This is a genomic window from Falcatimonas sp. MSJ-15 (genome assembly GCF_018918265.1).
Taxonomy (GTDB): Bacteria; Bacillota; Clostridia; order Lachnospirales; family Lachnospiraceae; genus Falcatimonas.
This window is the reverse complement of sequence record NZ_JAHLQC010000030.1, coordinates 1-19299: the sequence shown is the minus strand read 5'-3', so window position 1 is coordinate 19299 and position 19299 is coordinate 1. Positions and strand designations below refer to the sequence as shown.

Below are 19299 nucleotides of genomic sequence, written 5' to 3'. Positions count from 1 at the left end.
TCCAGCTTCCTTCAGATTCCGCCTCACGGTGGACACCCTTGCCTTCGGCTATATCCTTCCCACTACCGGGTGGATTCGGGACTTTAACCCGTTAGAAACGTGCGCCGCTAGGCACACGAACCAAAAAAACCGGTTGTACATCAATACAACCGGTTTAAAATAACTGGGCTAGCAGGATTCGAACCTGCACAATGCTGGAGTCAGAGTCCAGTGCCTTACCGTTTGGCTATAGCCCATTAAATTCGCCGCTCATCAGCGACGAAAATTATTCTATCATAGTGTTTTTAATAATGCAAGTACTTTTTCAATATTCTGCGCTTTTTATAGTGAGAATATTGTATTTATATTGTAGCTATTGCAAAGTTCTTTTCATAGTTTATATTCGCTTATAAACGATAGGATCATCATATCCAAATGTCCTTTTTCCATTAACTTCCATACTTTCAGATACTTCTAGACAACTATCTGAAAATTTTTCCCAAAGTTTAAATGTCATTATTGGCGAAAACTGACTTGTACTGCCTCCTTCCCAGACACCATCCTTATAATGGTAAAGTGCCGGAGTAAACTTTGCAGATTTTTTTAAGGCATTAAAATCAACATTTTTCATAGATTCATATGAAAATGTATTTTTATCTTCACCTTCTGGGATTTCATAAGATGAGAGCATAATTCCATCCTGACTTTCTGTTATAAGAAAAAGATGAGGTGATGCATGACTTTTACCATTCGTCTCATAATAACTTTCCTCAACGACAAACTTACCATTAAAATCCAAAGGAAGATTTTCTATTTTATCGTTGCAAACTGTATTTACATGTCTCGCATAAGGATATATTTTTCCTGATTTTTGCATTATGTCAAATTGTTCTTTGTTGTCAAACTGTCCTGTCATCATACTAACAAAATTATCAAGTTTTGTCATATTATTTACCTCCAACTTATAATTTATAAAAGTACTTTCTTTTTACAGACACAGTATAGCACAATCTCTATACTTATGCGATAATATTTTAATATCTCTCATAATATAAACTCATCTTCTAAGTTCTTCTCTATGCCATCTTCTCTCTAATATCACTTCCACCATTCTGAATATGAACCATCTTAGCATATATTCCATTTCTATTAAGAAGTTCATCTGGTCTTCCTTCTTCACAAACTTTTCCATTATCAATTACAACAATCTTATCTGCACCAGAAACTGTACGCATTCTATGTGCTATTATAAGTACGGTTTTATCCTGTACAAGTCTTGATATTGCTTCCTGTACAAATGTCTCATTCTCAGCATCAAGTGAAGCTGTCGCCTCATCAAGCAGAATAACCGGTGAATCTTTAAGAAGTGCTCGTGCTATTGATATTCTCTGTCTCTCTCCACCAGAAAGTGCTGAACCATTCTCGCCAATTACTGTATTATATCCATCCGGAAGCTTTTTAATAAATTCCTCGCATCTGGCTTCCTTTGCCGCTTTAATTACTTCTTCATCTGTAGCACCTTTTTTTCCTATTCGGATATTTTCCATAATTGTATTATTAAAAAGTGTTACATCCTGAAATACAATAGAATATGCTGATAAAAGTTTCTCCGGATTAATTCTTGATATATCTTTTCCACCAAGTGTTATCTTACCTGCATCTACATCATAGAATCTTGCTGCAAGTTTTGATACTGTTGATTTACCACCGCCTGACGGTCCTATCAGTGCTGTAACTTCGCCTTGTTTTGCTGTAAATGATATACCATTAAGTATGATATTATCTCTCTCATAACCGAATCTCACATCTGTAAAATTAATATCATATCTATCCGTTTCAGGTTCTTCATCCCCACTTTGAACAGGATATTCTATTATCTCATTCATTCTCTCAATATTAGCATCCTGAGCTATTATTGCTGCAAGATTCATAAGTGTTCCCTGCATTGGTTCATATATTCGTGATACTACAATAATGAACATTAAGAATGTCATAAAGTCAACTTTTCCATTGTAAAGCAAAGATGAACCTACAAGTGCCACTGTTCCTATTCCAAATTTCAAAAGACCTGTAGCTGATATAACATATATTGCTGTTTTTACTTCTGCTTTAAAAGACTCTCTCTCAAGATCTTTCATCTTCTTTTTAAGACCTACAAGATAATTCTCTTCGGCATTATAAGCTTTCAAATCTTTAACTGTCTCAAGATATTCCTGAAGGCCTTCTTCCTGTATAAGAACATACTTTCTCTTTGTTCTTGATATCTGTCTTTGAACTCTTTTAGAACATGCTACTATAAGAAGTGACACTGGAAGTACCCAAAGTGACGCAGTTGCAAGGCGCATATCAAAGAAAAACAGACTTATTCCTATTATAACTGTTGATATAATCGCTCCAAAAAACTGTGGCATAACATGTGAAAAATTATGCTCAAGTACTGTACAGTCTCCAAGAATCGTTGTTGTAAGATCCGATAAATCTTTTTTACCAAAATATGAAAGTGGAAGTGTTCTTAATTTTTCTGCTATATTAATTCTTCTATGTTCACTTTCAATATATGTAGAAAAGAATGCTGCATTATATTGAAAATAAAATATTATACCAAAGACAGCAATCAGTGCAATACAACTTACTATATATATTATTCTATTCTCATTGCTTATGCTCCCATTAACAAGATCTCCTGCAAGATAATACATTATCGCAACAGGCACCATAAGCATAATGTTCTGAATTGTCGTTATTAATGTACATTTTATAAAATCTTTTGCACCATGTCTTGTAAGTGCATACCTCTTCATAAGTCTCTCTATCATAACTGTCCACCAACTTTCCAATCGATTGTTCTCTCATATTCGCTCCACATATGTCTATAATTATTGCCAGTATCAGCTTTACTAACAAGTTCATTATGTGTTCCGCGCTCATATACACTGCCATCTCTTAGTACATAGATACAATCTGCATTCTTAACTGTTGAAAGCCTATGTGCAATCATAATAACTGTCTTATTCTTGCCAAGTTCCATAAATGCTTTTTGTACTAATGCTTCATTCTCAGGATCTGCAAATGCTGTTGCTTCATCAAGAATTACAATCGGTGAATCTTTTAAAATTGCTCTTGCTATTGCAACTCTCTGTGTTTCACCACCAGACAGGTATATTCCTTTAGTTCCTATCACAGTATCTATTCCATTAGGTAATTTTGCCATTATATCATCGCACTGTGCAAGATGGAGTGCTTTTTCTATCTGTGCATCTGTTGCATCTTTTTTTGCCATCTTAAGATTCTCTTTTATTGTTCCTTTTAGTAGTTTATTATTTTGAAAAACATAAGATATCATATCATTTAACTGTTCTTTTGGAATATCTTTTACATTAACACCACCAATTAGAATCTCACCTTGTGTTACATCAAAAAATCTGTCAATTAATGCAGCTGTTGTACTCTTTCCTCCACCTGAAGGTCCTACAAATGCTGTAACTTCTCCATTTTTAATTACCATTGATATATTATTAAGTGCATTTGTCGCTGCATTATCGTATCTGTATGTTACATTTCTTAATTCTATAGAATAATCAGTTACATTCTTTTTCTTATCCTTGTTATCAAGAACCGGCATATTAATAAGTTCATCAATTCTTGTAAGAGCATCTTCGACAACCATATTATTCTCACTTGCAAATAATATCCTAGTAAATGTTGTTGCCACAATTGGCGTAAATATTAGATAAAATAAGAAATTAACTACAAACTTCTCCGTTATTACTCCATTAGCTGTCACGATAAGTGCCACTCCTGTTAAAAAAGCAAATGTACTATTAATCGCAACTTCAAACTCTATCATAGGCTTTCTACACTGTTTAGTGTATGATATACAAAATCTTCCATAATTGCTTATAGAATCTCTAAATCTTTTAAAAGTGAATACTGACTGTCCAAAAGTCTTTACAACTGGCATTCCTCTTACATATTCAACTGCTTCATTATTCATATCTTCTAATGAATTCTGATAATTCTTCATATCTTCTGCCATCTTTTTACCCATCATGCCACCCATACACAAGAAAGCAATTATAACAGGCAGCAAACTTACCAGCCCAAGCTTCCAATCAAAGATAAACAACATTATAAGTAATGCAACCGGTGTAATCATTGCTGTTGCAGTATCTGGAAGCTGATGTGCAAGATAAGTCTCAGTTGCCGCCGCTGAGTCAGATATAATCTTTCTAAGCTTACCACTTCCCATGTTCTCTATAGGTCCAATTGGAAGCTCCTTGACATGCTCAACTGCACTAATCTTAATATTAGTTGCAATTCTAAATGCAGCTTTATGAGAGCATAATAATGCAATACAATATAAAATCATACTTATAAGTGCCATTATTACTGCCATCCAGCCATTATGCACAATTCCTTCTGCCCTAGAATATTCAGGCATTACATCAAGAACCTCTTTTATTATCTTCCACAGATATACAAATGGAAAAAGTGCAACCACTGCGCTAAATGCCGACATTATTATTGATGCATATGTAAAATAACGATAACTTCCGGCATATCTCATGAGTCTTTTAAAGGCTGATTCCTTCTTTTCCTTTTTCATAACCATCTTCCTCCTCTTTCTATCTATCATGTCCTAGGCAATTGTAAAATACTTTCATCAGACGATAACTTATAACTTTTATTGTACATTCTATAAATATGATGTTGGGGTCAAAAGCCCCAACTTTGATGCTTTTATACTTATATACACTTCTTAAAATCTATATATCATTGCTTAACTATATATCATTGCCTTTCCTGATTATTCTACATATACAATGAATGTATTCGTATCTTGTAGCATGTATATATGTATATTTCTATGATATTTTAATGTACATTTTTCTATGACGTGCATTTTTATGAATATACATAGCACAAGTATGCATATCCTAATCAAGGTATGCAAGTTCTAATTATAATTAGTTGTGTCAAACCTAAGATTCAAAATAATGAGAAACCAAGAAAAAGTTTCTCATTACATCTTTCTATTATAAGTGAACTACTATAATTCAATCTCAAATATCTCTCGCCATCCAGCAGTATAAAAGCTTCTAAGCTGATGAAGATATAACTTTGCTTCTTTTATATCATCCTTATGTATCAGAAGTTCAAAAAATGCTGAAAACATACCACTTACAAGCATATGTTCAAGCATTGGATCAACACTTTTAATCGCTTTGCCATCGGCCTGCATAGCATTCACAAAATCATGCGTAGCCTGAACTTCTATATCTGACATCTCGTGTATCATATTCTCGTACTTCGTACCCTTTGAGCACATAAGAATAAGACGAAATTCATTCACATTGTCATACATATAATCAAGCATATCTTCCATACAGTCACCGGATACTTTACCCATTGAGCTTTGCATCGTATCTGTATCTAACTGTTTGAATTCATTCTGTGTATCAATATACATCTTCATTATATGATTATACTGTTCATCAACAAGACTTTCAAAAAGCTCTTCCTTACTCTTGTAATATCCATAGAAAGCTCCTGTTGTAACACCAGCAATCTTAACAATGTTGCGAAGTGATGCCATCTGGAATCCATTCTTAAGAAATTCTTCCATAGCAGCAGCCTTAATCTTATCGTTAGTATCTAACTGATTATCCATTCATTAATCTCCTTACTCTATATATACATAGATAATACCACTTGTCAGAATTTTTTAACAGTAGTTATTCTTAAATCTACTGTCTTATACTAATGATAGCAAAATAACTTCACAGCAATATAACATTGTTATATAACACTGTTATATTGATATTTATAATATAAAAGGCTTTATATGTCAAGCAATTTTTACATATAAAATCTTTTTCGATATTATCTTATCCAATATATGGATCGTCAATAAGTCCTGTAATCCCATCAAGTTTTTTCTCTATGGCATATATCTGTAAGAGAGCTGTCACTATACCTGCTGTTCCTGTAAAATATCCCGCCGGTGCTGTTATGACATCAGTCTTCGTCCTATCAAATGCAATATTCCAATGATTATCCATCCTATTACCAACAAGCACTTCTCCAACTCTATGTATAAGTTCAAGCCATTCCTTATCTCTTGTTGCTCTATAAAGTCCTATATAAAATGGAACATATCCTGCCGGTCCACAGCAGATACATGTCGTATTCCAGAATCCTGCCGATTGTTCAAATGGTGCTTTTAGACTATGCGCACCATCTGCAAGAGCTTTCACTTCGGACAGATATTCTTCTTTACCTGTAACTTTATATAATTCATAAAAAAGCTTGGCAGTTCCAACCGGTCCATGACAATTGCCAAGATAAAACAGATCGTCATATTTACCTAGTTTGTATGGAATAAGATAACCTTTTTTCTGTCTGACTGCAATACTCTTTAGATACTGTACTGATCCTTTTGCTGCATTAAGATACTCCTCATCACCTGTTAATTCATATACTTTTGTAAAAAGATAACCTGCTCCTGCTGTTCCAAATTCGAAATTAGGTTCTTTATGCTTAAAATCAACATTAAGATTATCTATCTCAATCGCTCCGCCTTCATGTTCTATTGCATGTGAAAGAATATAATCAGTGCCTTTAATTATCATATCCAAGCATTTTATATTTTTCTGCATATTCTCTGATATTACTGTATCTGCATTATTAGAATTATGGTTACCTACCTCTAAATCATTATTGATTAATACTTTATCGCTATCCATAACTTTCCTATATGTATCATAACTGTCAAGTAGAAATAGTATAATTCCACCATCAAAAAATATCGGTGAATTACCAGACCAATATATTCCTTCTTCTGTCTTAGTAAATGTATTTTTATAATAATCTATTACTTGTAATGCACCATTTTTTGCATGAGCATCTCCATTAAGACGATATACTTCATTAAGTACAAGACCTATTCCACCAATTCCACTATAGAATGCCTGTGACATTCCAGGCACAAATTCGCCTTCTTTTTTAGCAATCTCAATACCGTCAAAAACATGTTTTTCAAGGAACTGTGTCATATTATCAATAATAACTCTATATTCATCTTTTTTTAATACCTGATACAATTCAACATACATATGAAGTATTCCGGCTGTTCCAACATAAAGATTATGTTTTGCATAATTATTAAGTTCTACCGAACATATTCCATCCTCTGTTTTTTTAAGAAAAGAGTGAACATAACTCTCGCCTTTTTCTATATTATCAAGAAAAATATCTGCATTATCTACTTTTTCTCTTTTGAACTCCATTACATATTCACTCCTAACTTAATTACTCTAATTATCAATATCTATACCTACTGATATTTTGCCTGCCAATCTTCGCTTATTATAGTATCTTTAATAACTTAATATCTTAGTCTATTTCATACATTCTTGTTGATAGATATTTTGTTCCATCATCTGGTAATATAACTACTATTTTCTTGCCTTCATTCTCCGGTCTTAATGCAACTTTTTTAGTTGCAAGTACTGCTGCAGCAGCTGATGCTCCAGCAAATATTCCATCACTCTTTGCAAGTTCTCTTGCAGTCGCATAAGTCTCTGTTCCATCAACATCAATAACTTCATCACAATGAAAATTATTTTTAACAATGAATGGATGGGTTACTTTTCCATCATTATCAAAATGAACAACACCATCTATTGTATCTCTGTCTTCACCGGGTTTGTACATTGATTCAAGATTAGGCTGAACTCCTATAATCTTAATTCCAGGTATATGCTCTTTAAGATACAGACCAACCCCTGTAAGTGTTCCTGCTGTTCCGGCGAGCATAACTGCATAATCTACCTGTCCATCCGTATCTTCTACTATCTCCGGACCTGTTGACTTGATATGTGCCTGCCAATTAGCATCATTAGTAAGCTGGTTTGTATAATAATATCCATTATCATCACAGAACTTCTGCATTGCTGCAATAATTCTCTCTTTATCAAATCCATACTTAGCAATAATATCATCAAATCCGGGAATATCTTTGTAATACTGTACTGTTGTTCCATATGCTTTTAAAATCTGAACTCTCTCAGGTGTACAGCCCGGCTCCATGAATATATGTAAATGATAACCTCTTGCTGCTGCGAATGCTGCAAGCGATATTCCTGTATTACCACTTGTACTCTCAACAATAGTTCCACCTGGCTTTAATTTACCTTCGGCTTCAGCTTTTTCAATCATATTAAGAGCTGCTCTATCTTTGATACTTCCACTTGGATTAAAATATTCAAGTTTACCTATTAAAGTCGCCTTAAGGTTATTATTTTTATTAAAATTAGTAAGTTCTACAAGTGGTGTATGTCCTACTAACTCTGTTATTGATTTATGTATATTTGCCATGATTTTTTCCTCCGTTGTATATGTTTTATGTTGTATGTTCTTTCTGTTATATATTTTTCCTGTTATACATATTTTTATAATACAAATATTAAAAACAAATTTTACTACTCATTAATACATCAAATCCAATTGCTATATTTCTAAGAATTTTCCGCATTGCTAGATCGTATCAAATCTTCATAAATTACTGTATTCACAGAATTATGTTAATACTTGCTACTAATATATTATTGAAATAATTCTTAATTGCAAGATATTCCGCCGTCAACAACAAGCTTAGCTCCATTAATGAACTTGGCTCTATCACTTGCAAGATAGACAACTGCTTCTGATATATCTGATGTATCTCCAAATACAAATTGTGGATCCATTCCTGACATAATTCTTGATCTGCCAAACTCACTCTCCAATTCCGGTTTACTAATCATTCCTGTCCTTATCGCACCTGGACATACAATATTACTTCTTATTCCCTGATGCATATAAGCATATGCTGTATGCTCACATAAGCCAACAAGTCCATGCTTTGCAACACTATATGCAACACTTGATCTACATCCCTTTATTCCTGCAACTGAAGCTATAGTTACAATATTACCACCATTTTTTTGCTTAATCATCTTATTTACAGTTGCTCTTATCGCATACATTGGCCCATTAAGATTAATATTAATTATTCTGTTCCAGTCTTCATTCGTGGTCTCTGTAATCGGTTCGCTATGTCCTGCCACACCTGCATTATTAACAAGTACATTAATCTCGCCTGTCGCACTTATCGCTCTCTCTATCATCGCTTCATTAACTTCCTGATTAGATATATCTCCTACAAAAGGAATAAAATTCTTCACAATATCTTCAGAATAATTATCTTTTAATTCTCTGCTTAATTCATCTAATGCATTCCCATTAATATCAACTGCAACAACAGTTGCTCCATTTTTAAGAAAATTAATAGTTATTGCCTTACCCATGCCTGCTGCTGCACCAGTTATAACAACACTCTTTCCTGCAAATTCTAACTTGCTCATATATTGCATCTCCTTTTCCTACTCTTCCGATAGGATTATTATAATTACATAATATCACTTTTTACAAAAATTGGATAATTCATAAAAATTGGAATTGGTTATAGGTTTTACTTATAGCAAAAGTATGTTTTCTGATAGATGTAAATTATTAATATTATATTTTTCCTTCTGACTCAAGTGTCTTAAGAAGTCCCATACAGCCATTAACAACATCTCTATATGTGTCTTCGAAATTGCCTGAATACCATGGATCTGCTATAGACTTGCCTCGAAATCTCTCATCTTCTGCGTAGTCTAGAAGAAGTCTTATCTTATTCTCTGTGTCTGCTCCTGTTATTCGTATTGTATTGCGAATATTATTGGTATCTGCACATAATAAGTAGTCATAATATTCATAGTCTTCTCTTGTAACTTGCCTTGCTCTTTTAGATGCGAAATTAGTATATGCAGTCGCACCGATTCCATGTCTTCTAAGTTCTGCCTGTGCCGGAGGATAGATTGGATTACCTCTTCCATTCCATATCTCTTCTGTGCTTGTCGCAGCAGATGCTATCTCAAATTGTGATTGTATGCCACGCTTCTCTACCATGTCCTTTAGAATGAATTCAGACATTGGGGAACGGCATACTTTCCCTATCAAACGGTACAAAGTCATTCTCTGTTATACCCTCCTCGCTTAATTCCTCTGGGTTATACTCTGCTACAGGTACTACCTCGATCCTCGTATCTTCTTTATCTATGAAAAGGAAAGCCCCAGCCACATTATCAAGAACTATAAAAACATCACTATTCTTAGATACATAGATCTTTTTAATGTGCTCCTGTATGAATTGTACCTTTTTCTCCTCTACCATAGCCTCATCCTCAAATAATGCCTCTATCTCTGCATCTATGTTAGCTATGGTATCCTCGATAGCTTTAATGTCTGGATTTTCCTCTACAGGCACTAAGAGAGCTCTCTTTTTCTCTATCTCTGCATCCAGATCTACAGATCTGCTCTTAAATTCCTCTTTGCTGATAAGCTCATCTGTATAGAGATCTATGAGCTTGCCTCTCTTACCCTCCAGAGCCTTTAGATCCTGCTCTATCTTTCCATTATCGTTAGGAGTTGTCAGCTTATCCTTAAGATCCTCTAACCAGCTTATAGTACGCCTCTTTAAGAGGTTTTTGCTATACTCTACCGTACTGTAATCTAAAAACATATCCGCCATCTCTACCAGATACTTTTGTAGCTTTACTCCAGATATGGTAGCTGGATCTGTACAGGCTAACTCCCCTCTACCCATTTTACCACTACAGTACCATTGTGTATAGCGTTTATATGTGTATTTCCTGCCCTGTTTGCTCTTGTATGAGCCCTGCGAGGCGTGTTTCCAGAGTACTCTACCACAACAACTACATACCATCTTACCGCTAAGGAGATCAGTACCTCCTCTTTTTCCTCTAGTTCCAGAGTTTCCCTTGTTTCTATGGCTCTGGATCTCATCATTTACAGCATCCCACAGCTCCTCAGATACTATAGCCTCGTGATCGTTCTTAACTATTACCCACTCCTCCTCAGATTTCTCTATTATCTCCTTACTGGCAAAATCTCTATGATGTCTGTTAAGTATAACCCAGCCTTTGTGCATCACATTCTTTACAATTCTGCCTATATTCTCATCCGTGAAAAGGTTTCCTCTCTGGTTCCTGTATCCCTGCTCATTGAGTGCATCCCTCACTTTGCGTACACTATGGAGCTCTGTATAAAGCTCGTACATTCTTCTTACTACTTCTCTCTGGCTCTCATCTACTACCCACTTTCCATTTACAATACTATAACCGTATGTTTGACCGTTACCCATAGCAGATACCTCCTCTCCTGCCTTTGCTTTCTCTATTCTCCTCTTGTTTGAGTTATTGAGCTTTTTACTAAGATCTCTGGAGTACTCCTCTGCTAATATGGCTTTTATACCTGTAATAAGTGCATCCTCAGAGGGCTCATAAAACTTGTTATCCATATACAGGTACAATCTTTTATTATTCTTGTTTAACAGATCAGTAAACTTATACCAATCAAAGGTATTTCGCTGTAGTCGATCCTGTGATTTTACAACTATAATATCAAATTTATCCTCCTGCATATCTTCTAAGAGCTTTATATAGGCTTTTCTACCATCTTTCTTAGTTCCGCTCTTACCCTCATCCACATAACCATCTATAAGCCTCCAGCCCTTAGAGGCTATTATATCCTTGCACTCCTCCACCTGCTTAGGGAGAGCTTTTAGTTGTTCCTCCTCCTGTGTGGATACTCTGGCATAAAATACAGCTCTTGCACAATTATCTACCATCCTGTATATCCTCCTTTATGATCCTGTTTATTATCCTGTGGCTCTACTTAGCCTTAATAAACATAATCACAGCCCTCCTCATTTTTTAGGGGAAAATTATACAGGGGCTATATAATTATTTTCATGCACTAAAAAAGAGCCTACCCATGCTCTCACATGAATAAGCCCTCTATTTGCCTCATACAGCCCTTTTACCTCTTTACCCTTACACTTTATCATATAAGGGTACTTATACGCCCTGTAGGGGCTCCTATGAGTTTCTAGCTATATCCTTTTTCATTCTCTGATTTACTGATCTACACTTTTTCTCTAAGTCCTTTAACTCATCTAAGAGCTCCTTACTCATATCCATCTCCCAGTTATCTATATCATGGTGGATATGCCTCTCTAAGGATGCTATCTCTTGCTGTAAAGCATAATGATATAGATTATCCTCATATCTCACTCTAGGCTCACTCATACCGCCTACCTCCTGTATTCCGCTAGATCTGTAAAATCCTGCTTTTTCCTGTAAATCCCCTGTAATTCTATCACTAAAGGCTGTAAATCCTGTGGTACTGGTTTCACTATCTCCAGCTTTCCCTCCTCCAGCTCTACATACTCCCTTAGCTCTATCGGTATTCTTATCACAGGCTCCACCTCCTCATCTATCCTAATCATATTATATCAAATTCCTTAACATTGAGGGCAAAAAAAAATAAGGGCTACAGCCTGCACCAACGCTAAGCCATAGCCCTTATCTATTACTGTCTAAGTTTTGCAATTAAATCTCTATCCCAATCGCTATACTCATGCTCCTCATCTCCGCCATATTTACGCTTTAGCTCCTCAATATGCTTAGAGTGATCTCTGCCTCCTACAGGCTTACTAAATCCAGCTCCTAGCATCCTAGCCTCATCATTACAAGAGATTTCTGTATAGTCTGGATCGTTTGCTATCCGCTCCCTTACTCTGATAATATCCTCTGGATCTGTAAGAGAGATCTGGTTATGCTCTGCCCCCTCACAAAAGAAATATACAGCGGTAGTAGTTCCTATGAGCTCCTGCTTTCCTTTTCCGTTTGCCTTTAGCTCAATACTGCTATTAACCTCTGCATATACTGGATAAGTTATATTGAGATAAGAGCGTGGAGTGGACGATCTAAAAGTAGCCTCACACATAGGATCACTCCTTTACCTCTGTAAACATATTATCTACTCTGGTCTTAATATAATCCCTAAGGATCTTGATCTCCTCCGCATCATTTGTAATATAACGGTTCTGCTTTTCTCCTCTGTTAAAGGAGAAGGTTTTCCCCTCCGCTGTAGATACTCCTTTGTAGATTGCTGGGTATAGCTGATATAAGGCTGTTTTACACTCAAATACTGTACCCTCTGGATCTGCTGGCTCTTTCCCATCCTCCAGCTCTACAATAAGATAATCATTTCTGGATGCAATATAGGCTCTAATCCCCTCAATAACATCCTCATTCTCCAGCGTAATCTCATTGTGATCTGCTCCCTCTCTAAAGAGATACCCAGAGCCTACGCTGTCTGGATCTTTAATACCCAGCTCCTCACACTTTGCATAGTCAATATTAGGAGTTCCAATATTGTCCTTATAAGGCTTTCCGCCTACTACTGGTACTGTGATAAAGCCTACGTTGAATACATCCATATAACTAAGCTGGAAATATGGCTTTTTACTTCTAAATGTTACTTTACTCATTGTTATTATCCTCCTTGTGTTCTTTCATGTACTGTTTATATTCCTCTGACTGGCGGATCTGTTCCTCCTCGTCTGCACTGATTAAAAAGCCCATATCTAAGCCCTCCTTAAAATACTAAACATTTACTGTTATCTCTTACTCTGGATCCTGCTACAATCTCCAGATACTCCTTAGCCTCTGCTATTGCCTTTACAGCTCTCTCCTCATCGGATCCGCCTTTTATGATCTTAGCCTCTAAGGATTTTATCCTCTCCTCATCCGCCTTATGGCTTGCCTTACTCACATAAGGGAGAGGCGTATCTGCTTTGTAATATTTCTGTTTAAGCTCCCAGATCATACAGTAAGCCCTTAAGCGTACCTGTACATTAAGAGGAGCTGTATTAGATACTCCTGCTAAGCTCTCTCTCTGCTTTCTGGCTTTATATTCTACCTGTCTGGCTCTTTTCTCTCCATACACGCTATAAACACCTCCTTAAGCGGTCTAAAATGCCACTTTTTGACTATATCGCCCATCTCTGGGCTCGTTTCTTCCTCTGTGTGAGTAGGTTACTTTTCTTACTGGTTTTCTTACATTTCCTCATTAACAAGCTCTTTTAGCTGTTGGAAAAATGTATTTATACACCTATCTATTGCATCGGTTCCCTCCTCAGCGTTATCCTCTGTTTCTGAGGGTGTTCTTCTGTCACTCAGATAGCGTAACAGTGCTAATACAGATACGTTAGAGTAATACACTCTCCTCCGCCCTTTTACGGTTTTATATTTTTTCTCTAACCTGCCATCCTCTGCGTATCTTCTTAACTGTCTCTCTTTTATCCCCAGCATCTCCATTGTGGTTTTAGAACTATACCATCTAAGAGCTACTCTCTCCATAGGAAACTCTTGATAGCTAAATAGCTCTGTTATGGGTATATCTGGTAACATCTTTCCGCCCTCCTTTGCTTTTTATCTACATTCTAAGTAAACTATAAAACTCGTGTAGCTCTTTTTTCCGCCTTTGCTCCTCCGCTCTAGCTTTTGCTCTCTGCTTTGCCTCCGCTATGGATTTCTGCTCAGCCTCCTCATGTAGGCGGATTAGATCCTCATGCTCCAGCTCTCCTCCTGCCTCAATAATGTTACATGAGTTTCTGGTATTCTTTGCGTACTCTCTAAGGAGTTTCTCCTCCTCTGGAGTTTTTGCAATATACACACCGTTTTTATCGAATGTAACAATACATTCTCTAGTGAGAGCTATCTGGAGATATGGTTTATAACTATAAAACATCCTGCACCTCCTATAATAAGGTTCCTATCGCCTCTCTGAGCGTATCTCTGAGCCAACTATCACAGGCTCTTTCTATTCTAGGCTTTGCACTTTGTGCTCCCTTTTCTAAGAAAAATTTACCCTGTATATACCGCTCACTAAGCATAATCCCCTTTTGATCTTTCTTTTTGAGATATACACTCTTTCCGTTAGCTGATAATCTCTCTGCTGGTAAAAATCTCCTGTGTTGTACATGACCATCATTTACATACAAGGCATACTCTACATTAGTTCCATACTCCACACTCCCCAGCGATCCGCTCACATCCACATAAAAAGAAAAGCTATCCGCTAATCTGGAAGTATCTACAGGAACTAAAGGCTTTATTTCTTCAGCTAAGATATTTCCGATCTTATTGAGGAGTACTACCTTTTTTTCCTCCCACTTATCTATCAGAGCCTCAAAGCACTCTATAAGCTCATCTAATCCGAATACCTCAAAATCACTCGCCAAGCTCCTGCACCTCCTCTAACGCCATAAATGCCTCTACAGCCTCATTACTGATCCCTAGCTCATAATCCATATCTAAGCGATTATTTACCAGATTAACGCCTAAGCCCTCCTCTGTTACACTAAGGATTACTACAGCATCTTTACATACTATGGCGTGCTGTCCTACAGGGAACCTCATACCCTTACTATTGAGCTTATCCATGAGAGCTCCTATTTTCTCCATGATTTCATCCATAGCTTAGCCTCCTACCCTCCAAAGTTTCTCGATCTTACACCAGATCCTCCATTAAACCTCTCAACCTGTTCTGGTGTAAAATTAAGACTAAAAGGAATTGTACGAAAATCCTTTACTACGCACATGGATACTTTCTCTCCTGCATCGTCTTTTATATCCAGAATAACTACACAATCATTACAGATTATAGCCTCCACATTAGGAGCCTTAAGAGGCTTTCCTGTTTCTCCCACAAAGTCTAACATTCTCTGTATTCTTGCAACTTCATAATCAAACTCTCCAGCTTTTGGCTTTTTCTGCTTGAAAAACATATTTATCATCTCCTTAAAAAGGAGGAGGCTTTACACCTCCTCCAGATACTAAGTCATATTAGGTAACAACTTTTTGAATTTTGCTACCATATCAGAAACTACCTTATCTGTATCTGCCTCTTTCTCAATGATTACCGTATCCGCTAACTTTTCAATCGTTACGGATCCGATACCACCACTCTTAGGCGTATCTCCATCCTGTGGATTTCCTGTACCTCCTGTACCGCCTTTATCATCCTGTGGATCTGGATCTCTATCTATAGGCTTAACATCGCTGAGCTGTACGCCCCTCGTACTCATCGCCCTATCATATTGATCCGCTTGATTTCTGGTTAAGACTTTCTCGCCTTGATGGAGGATAGCTGGGTAGTTATCATACGGTACTCTGTCTTTACCATAAGCAAAGCCTAAAGCACTCTTAACCTTACCACCGATACCTCCTACAAAATCCTTAGCCTTTGAGATTGCACCACCGATCTTATCTACAAAACCGCTGATAGCATCTATCGCTCCGCTTATCACACTCGTTACGGTTCCGATCGCTGTTGATACCGCATCAGAGATACCACTGAAAATAGTGGATACCGCATCGAATAAGCCTTGAAATACGCTCTTAATGGTTTCTACGATAGTTGTAATCGTAGAGCTTGCACTGTCGAAAAATCCACAGATGCTCTCCCAGATCTGCTGTATATATGGGGCTAAAAAGTTGAACACAGTTTCAATACCAGTAAGGAGCCCATCGACCACTGTTAAAATCAAATCGACCACAGCCGAAATTACAGGGGCTAGAGCCTGCCAGACTGTAGAAACCACTGTAACCACCGTTGATACAATAGTCTGGAATAATCCCATGTGATTTCCGATCACAGTAAGTACTTGCTGGATCACATTTCCTACAAAAGTGAAAATAGAGCTAAGTGTAGGCATTATAGCTACAATCGCATTTACCACTACTGTAATGATCTGTTGGATCACTGGCATAGCTGTAGCTACAACACTGCTTATAGTATCAATTATAGGGATTATATACGGTACGATCTGCCCCACTCCGCTTAAGATCGTATTGATGATATTAAGTACCATAGGTGCTAAAGTCTGTATGTAATTGATTACACTAGGTAAAATCTGTAATACAATATTTACCGCCTGTACAACTCCATTTTTCAGACTATCAAAGATACCCTTAAATCCATCACCGCTAATATTTACATTGAATAGCTGATCTAATACTGTCTGGAGTGCTCCAGTATCAATACCAATGTTTCCAAGCCCTGTAAAAATGGTTTCTTTTATGGAACTGATTAACGGTAGTACATTCTCCTTAATCTTAGGAGTGACTGTAGATACCGCTGTCTTTATTGCCTCTGGGAGATTACTAAATAGGGTTTGTAGCATCGGTACAAAGTTACCAAAGAAAAAGGTACTTGCACTCTCTACTAGCTCTCCCATATTCTTAGCTACAGCCTTACCATCTCCTACAGAGAGATTACCTAACAAGTTTTTAGCTGAGGCTTTCATCATAGCAAAAGCTCCGCTAAAGGTTTTACTTGCCTCATCCGCTGTAGTTCCTGTTACGCCTAAGTTTTCCTGTATAGCGTGGATAGCATTATATACATCTGATAAATTATCAATATTGTACTTAACTCCTGTAAGCTGTTGAGCATCATTAAGGAGCCTTTGCATCTCCTCCTTTGTACCGCCATAGCCCAGCTTTAAGTTATCTAACATGGTGTAATTCTGCTTAGCAAAACCTTGATAAGCATTTTGGATACTACCCATGTCTGTACCAAACTTATTAGCATTATCAGCCATATCTACCATAGCTGTATTTGCTACATCTGCTGATTTAGCGGTATCTCCTCCTAATGAGGATAAAAGAGAGGCACTAAAGCTAGTTACCTGCTCCATGTAATCATTTGCCGATATGCCTACTGTCTGGTAGGCTTGATTAGCATACTCTTTTACCTTGTCTGCATCGCCCTTAAAAAGCGTTTCTACACCGCCTGTACTTTGCTGGAGCTTTGCCCCCTCATTGAGAGCTCCGCCTAATACAGCTCCTCCAGCTACCGATACAGCTACAGTAACTCCCTTAGCAAGGCTCTTGAGCTTGTCCTTGATGGATCCCAGTACCTTACTAGCCCCATCTTTTACAGCTACCATAGGCTTAGCTACCATTTTTCCTACATCTTTCAATGAGGATTTAATAGATCCTAACACCTTTGTAGCTCCGTCTTTGAGCTTTACAAACGGAGTAAATACTTTACTTACCGCCTTAAGTCCGCTCTTTACCTTACTAAGTACCTTTGTAGCCCCATCCTTAGCCTTTATAACAGGCGTGGCTACGATTTTCTTTACAGTAGCAAGGGCTACTCTAACCTTATTGATCCCAGCGGTAGCACCGTCTTTTATTCTTACTACAGCGGATACCGCTTTAGATCCTAGCCCCCCTAATGTGTTTTTGATTTTAGAAATGCCCTGTGTCGCAAGATCTCTGATCCTTACAATCGGAGTATATGTAGTAGCAATTTCCTTAAGCCTCTGTTTGATCTTACCTACAGTAGGAGATACCATATCCTTTAAGTGGATAACTGGAGATACTGCTGTTTTCTTGATCTCTTTGATTTTTTCTACAATCTCATCAACCTTTTTACTAGCCTCATCCTGTACCTCTGCCTTAGTAAGAGCTTTCTGCTGTGATAAGTTATCAATATTTTCCCTAACGCTGTTAAGTACTCCTGTAGCCTTATCGTGCGCTGTTATAACTGGATCTGCTTTCTTTTTGTTGAGCTTACCAATCTCTATACCAGAGCTGGAAAGTTGCTCTCTAAACTGCCTCTGCAATTCAATATTCTTTTTCATAACACCAGCCATACCATCATGTAAGGTTAATTTTGCTCCAAACTCAAACATCTCTAAACACCTCCTTTACTGTGAAATTTAATAAGGCGTATAGCCCCTATACTGCTATACGCCCTGTTTTATAATCTTCTTTTATTCTGCTTGCTAACTTTCTCAGCTCCGCCCCTCTTTTGTAAGGCGGTAACTCATAGATCTTTTTTACCTCCTCATCATAATAAAAAAGGAATGATCCTACTACTCCCTCTGTAAGGTCTACCAGATCTAAGCGGAGCTCCTTATATTCCAGATCATTTACAGCCATAGGATCCCTCCTACATCAACTTAGCCATTTTCTCCAGCTCTGCATCTGTAGCGGATGGATGGATAGCTCTAAGATCCTCCATAAGTTCCTTAAGTTCTGGATCTACCTCTACCTCCCCTGCTCTACTTACTTTCTGCACTGGAGGAGGTGTAATACCTAAGGCTCTTAATGCCTCTGGATCTGCACTAAGGAGCTCCTCTCTCTTAGTTCTCAATCTCTCAGCCTCAATAATATCCTTGTTATCCTCCTCCCACTGAGTTTTCATCTCTGAATACTCAGCTAAGTTAGCTGTGTATAAAGTTATACTTAAATATGTACAATAAATATTAAATAAGAATGTACAAATGTTATGATATATGGGTTATAAGGAGGAACTCATGATGATATTAAAGAATCAAATCATAACAAACAT

At 37.0% G+C, this 19299-nt stretch carries 22 protein-coding genes and 1 tRNA gene; all 23 read right to left on the bottom strand.

Features of this window, described 5'->3' with window-relative positions:
* Positions 1-163: 163 nt before the first annotated feature.
* The 23 genes from KQI85_RS15895 to KQI85_RS15785 all read right to left on the bottom strand — a co-directional run bounded on the left by KQI85_RS15895 (position 164) and on the right by KQI85_RS15785 (position 19152).
* Positions 164-236, bottom strand: a tRNA-Gln gene (locus KQI85_RS15895).
* Positions 237-376: 140 nt separating this feature from the next.
* A complete protein-coding gene (locus KQI85_RS15890; RefSeq protein ID WP_216577014.1) occupies positions 377-925 on the bottom strand; it encodes a hypothetical protein in 549 nt (182 codons plus the stop codon).
* A 130-nt stretch (positions 926-1055) separates the two neighbouring features.
* On the bottom strand, positions 1056-2795 hold the full coding sequence (locus KQI85_RS15885) for an ABC transporter ATP-binding protein (protein WP_216577013.1): 1740 nt from the start codon (positions 2793-2795) through the stop codon (positions 1056-1058).
* On the bottom strand, positions 2792-4585 hold the full coding sequence (locus KQI85_RS15880; RefSeq protein ID WP_253293938.1) for an ABC transporter ATP-binding protein: 1794 nt from the start codon (positions 4583-4585) through the stop codon (positions 2792-2794). Before KQI85_RS15880 ends, KQI85_RS15885 begins: the two co-directional genes overlap by 4 nt.
* 444 nt (positions 4586-5029) lie before the next feature.
* A complete protein-coding gene (locus KQI85_RS15875; RefSeq protein WP_216577012.1) occupies positions 5030-5650 on the bottom strand; it encodes a TetR/AcrR family transcriptional regulator in 621 nt (206 codons plus the stop codon).
* 217 nt (positions 5651-5867) lie between these two features.
* A complete protein-coding gene (locus KQI85_RS15870) occupies positions 5868-7268 on the bottom strand; it encodes a lanthionine synthetase LanC family protein (RefSeq protein WP_216577011.1) in 1401 nt (466 codons plus the stop codon).
* A 106-nt stretch (positions 7269-7374) separates the two neighbouring features.
* Positions 7375-8358: a PLP-dependent cysteine synthase family protein gene (locus tag KQI85_RS15865; RefSeq protein ID WP_216577010.1), complete on the bottom strand. Its 984-nt coding sequence runs from the start codon at positions 8356-8358 to the stop codon at positions 7375-7377.
* A 242-nt stretch (positions 8359-8600) separates the two neighbouring features.
* Positions 8601-9386, bottom strand: coding sequence for an SDR family NAD(P)-dependent oxidoreductase (locus KQI85_RS15860; protein WP_216577009.1), 786 nt, complete (start codon positions 9384-9386; stop codon positions 8601-8603).
* A 154-nt stretch (positions 9387-9540) separates the two neighbouring features.
* A complete protein-coding gene (locus KQI85_RS15855) occupies positions 9541-9999 on the bottom strand; it encodes a low molecular weight protein-tyrosine-phosphatase (RefSeq protein ID WP_253293937.1) in 459 nt (152 codons plus the stop codon).
* On the bottom strand, positions 9992-11716 hold the full coding sequence (locus KQI85_RS15850; protein ID WP_216577007.1) for a recombinase family protein: 1725 nt from the start codon (positions 11714-11716) through the stop codon (positions 9992-9994). The genes KQI85_RS15855 and KQI85_RS15850 overlap by 8 nt, the downstream gene beginning before the upstream one ends.
* Positions 11717-11966: 250 nt before the next feature.
* Entirely contained in the window at positions 11967-12176 is a 210-nt protein-coding gene (locus KQI85_RS15845) for a hypothetical protein (protein ID WP_117918489.1), read from the bottom strand.
* Between the two features lie 5 nt (positions 12177-12181).
* Positions 12182-12346 carry a hypothetical protein gene (locus tag KQI85_RS15840; protein WP_216577006.1) on the bottom strand — a complete coding sequence of 55 codons (165 nt, stop codon included), beginning with the start codon at positions 12344-12346 and terminating at the stop codon, positions 12182-12184.
* 113 nt (positions 12347-12459) lie between these two features.
* Entirely contained in the window at positions 12460-12876 is a 417-nt protein-coding gene (locus KQI85_RS15835; RefSeq protein ID WP_216577005.1) for a hypothetical protein, read from the bottom strand.
* Positions 12877-12880: 4 nt separating this feature from the next.
* The gene (locus tag KQI85_RS15830) at positions 12881-13423 is read right to left on the bottom strand and encodes a hypothetical protein (protein ID WP_216577004.1); all 543 of its coding nucleotides are present in this window, start codon (positions 13421-13423) and stop codon (positions 12881-12883) included.
* Between the two features lie 107 nt (positions 13424-13530).
* Positions 13531-13881, bottom strand: coding sequence for a hypothetical protein (locus tag KQI85_RS15825; RefSeq protein ID WP_216577003.1), 351 nt, complete (start codon positions 13879-13881; stop codon positions 13531-13533).
* Between the two features lie 110 nt (positions 13882-13991).
* Positions 13992-14345: a MerR family transcriptional regulator gene (locus KQI85_RS15820; protein WP_216577002.1), complete on the bottom strand. Its 354-nt coding sequence runs from the start codon at positions 14343-14345 to the stop codon at positions 13992-13994.
* Between the two features lie 25 nt (positions 14346-14370).
* Positions 14371-14685 carry a hypothetical protein gene (locus KQI85_RS15815; protein ID WP_216577001.1) on the bottom strand — a complete coding sequence of 105 codons (315 nt, stop codon included), beginning with the start codon at positions 14683-14685 and terminating at the stop codon, positions 14371-14373.
* A 10-nt stretch (positions 14686-14695) separates the two neighbouring features.
* Positions 14696-15178 carry an HK97 gp10 family phage protein gene (locus KQI85_RS15810; protein ID WP_216577000.1) on the bottom strand — a complete coding sequence of 161 codons (483 nt, stop codon included), beginning with the start codon at positions 15176-15178 and terminating at the stop codon, positions 14696-14698.
* Complete coding sequence (locus KQI85_RS15805; RefSeq protein ID WP_216576999.1) at positions 15168-15413, bottom strand: hypothetical protein; 246 nt, start codon at positions 15411-15413, stop codon at positions 15168-15170. The genes KQI85_RS15810 and KQI85_RS15805 overlap by 11 nt, the downstream gene beginning before the upstream one ends.
* Before the next feature lie 11 nt (positions 15414-15424).
* Positions 15425-15724, bottom strand: a complete 300-nt coding sequence (locus tag KQI85_RS15800; protein WP_216576998.1) for a hypothetical protein — start codon at positions 15722-15724, stop codon at positions 15425-15427.
* A 48-nt stretch (positions 15725-15772) separates the two neighbouring features.
* Positions 15773-18637: a hypothetical protein gene (locus KQI85_RS15795; RefSeq protein WP_216576997.1), complete on the bottom strand. Its 2865-nt coding sequence runs from the start codon at positions 18635-18637 to the stop codon at positions 15773-15775.
* Positions 18638-18683: 46 nt separating this feature from the next.
* Complete coding sequence (locus KQI85_RS15790) at positions 18684-18887, bottom strand: hypothetical protein (protein ID WP_216576996.1); 204 nt, start codon at positions 18885-18887, stop codon at positions 18684-18686.
* A gap of 10 nt (positions 18888-18897) precedes the next feature.
* The gene (locus KQI85_RS15785; RefSeq protein WP_216576995.1) at positions 18898-19152 is read right to left on the bottom strand and encodes a hypothetical protein; all 255 of its coding nucleotides are present in this window, start codon (positions 19150-19152) and stop codon (positions 18898-18900) included.
* Positions 19153-19299 lie beyond the last annotated feature (147 nt).

Excerpts from the sequence above, each read along its gene's own strand:
- KQI85_RS15890 (WP_216577014.1), bottom strand. The coding sequence starts at position 925 with ATGACAAAACTTGATAATTTTGTTAGTATGATGACAGGACAGTTTGAC.
- KQI85_RS15885 (WP_216577013.1), bottom strand. The coding sequence starts at position 2,795 with ATGATAGAGAGACTTATGAAGAGGTATGCACTTACAAGACATGGTGCA.
- KQI85_RS15880 (WP_253293938.1), bottom strand. The coding sequence starts at position 4,585 with ATGAAAAAGGAAAAGAAGGAATCAGCCTTTAAAAGACTCATGAGATAT.
- KQI85_RS15875 (WP_216577012.1), bottom strand. The coding sequence starts at position 5,650 with ATGGATAATCAGTTAGATACTAACGATAAGATTAAGGCTGCTGCTATG.
- KQI85_RS15870 (WP_216577011.1), bottom strand. The coding sequence starts at position 7,268 with ATGGAGTTCAAAAGAGAAAAAGTAGATAATGCAGATATTTTTCTTGAT.
- KQI85_RS15865 (WP_216577010.1), bottom strand. The coding sequence starts at position 8,358 with ATGGCAAATATACATAAATCAATAACAGAGTTAGTAGGACATACACCA.
- KQI85_RS15860 (WP_216577009.1), bottom strand. The coding sequence starts at position 9,386 with ATGAGCAAGTTAGAATTTGCAGGAAAGAGTGTTGTTATAACTGGTGCA.
- KQI85_RS15855 (WP_253293937.1), bottom strand. The coding sequence starts at position 9,999 with ATGTCTGAATTCATTCTAAAGGACATGGTAGAGAAGCGTGGCATACAA.
- KQI85_RS15850 (WP_216577007.1), bottom strand. The coding sequence starts at position 11,716 with ATGGTAGATAATTGTGCAAGAGCTGTATTTTATGCCAGAGTATCCACA.
- KQI85_RS15845 (WP_117918489.1), bottom strand. The coding sequence starts at position 12,176 with ATGAGTGAGCCTAGAGTGAGATATGAGGATAATCTATATCATTATGCT.
- KQI85_RS15835 (WP_216577005.1), bottom strand. The coding sequence starts at position 12,876 with ATGTGTGAGGCTACTTTTAGATCGTCCACTCCACGCTCTTATCTCAAT.
- KQI85_RS15830 (WP_216577004.1), bottom strand. The coding sequence starts at position 13,423 with ATGAGTAAAGTAACATTTAGAAGTAAAAAGCCATATTTCCAGCTTAGT.
- KQI85_RS15820 (WP_216577002.1), bottom strand. The coding sequence starts at position 14,345 with ATGTTACCAGATATACCCATAACAGAGCTATTTAGCTATCAAGAGTTT.
- KQI85_RS15815 (WP_216577001.1), bottom strand. The coding sequence starts at position 14,685 with ATGTTTTATAGTTATAAACCATATCTCCAGATAGCTCTCACTAGAGAA.
- KQI85_RS15805 (WP_216576999.1), bottom strand. The coding sequence starts at position 15,413 with ATGGATGAAATCATGGAGAAAATAGGAGCTCTCATGGATAAGCTCAAT.
- KQI85_RS15800 (WP_216576998.1), bottom strand. The coding sequence starts at position 15,724 with ATGTTTTTCAAGCAGAAAAAGCCAAAAGCTGGAGAGTTTGATTATGAA.
- KQI85_RS15795 (WP_216576997.1), bottom strand. The coding sequence starts at position 18,637 with ATGTTTGAGTTTGGAGCAAAATTAACCTTACATGATGGTATGGCTGGT.
- KQI85_RS15790 (WP_216576996.1), bottom strand. The coding sequence starts at position 18,887 with ATGGCTGTAAATGATCTGGAATATAAGGAGCTCCGCTTAGATCTGGTA.
- KQI85_RS15785 (WP_216576995.1), bottom strand. The coding sequence starts at position 19,152 with ATGAAAACTCAGTGGGAGGAGGATAACAAGGATATTATTGAGGCTGAG.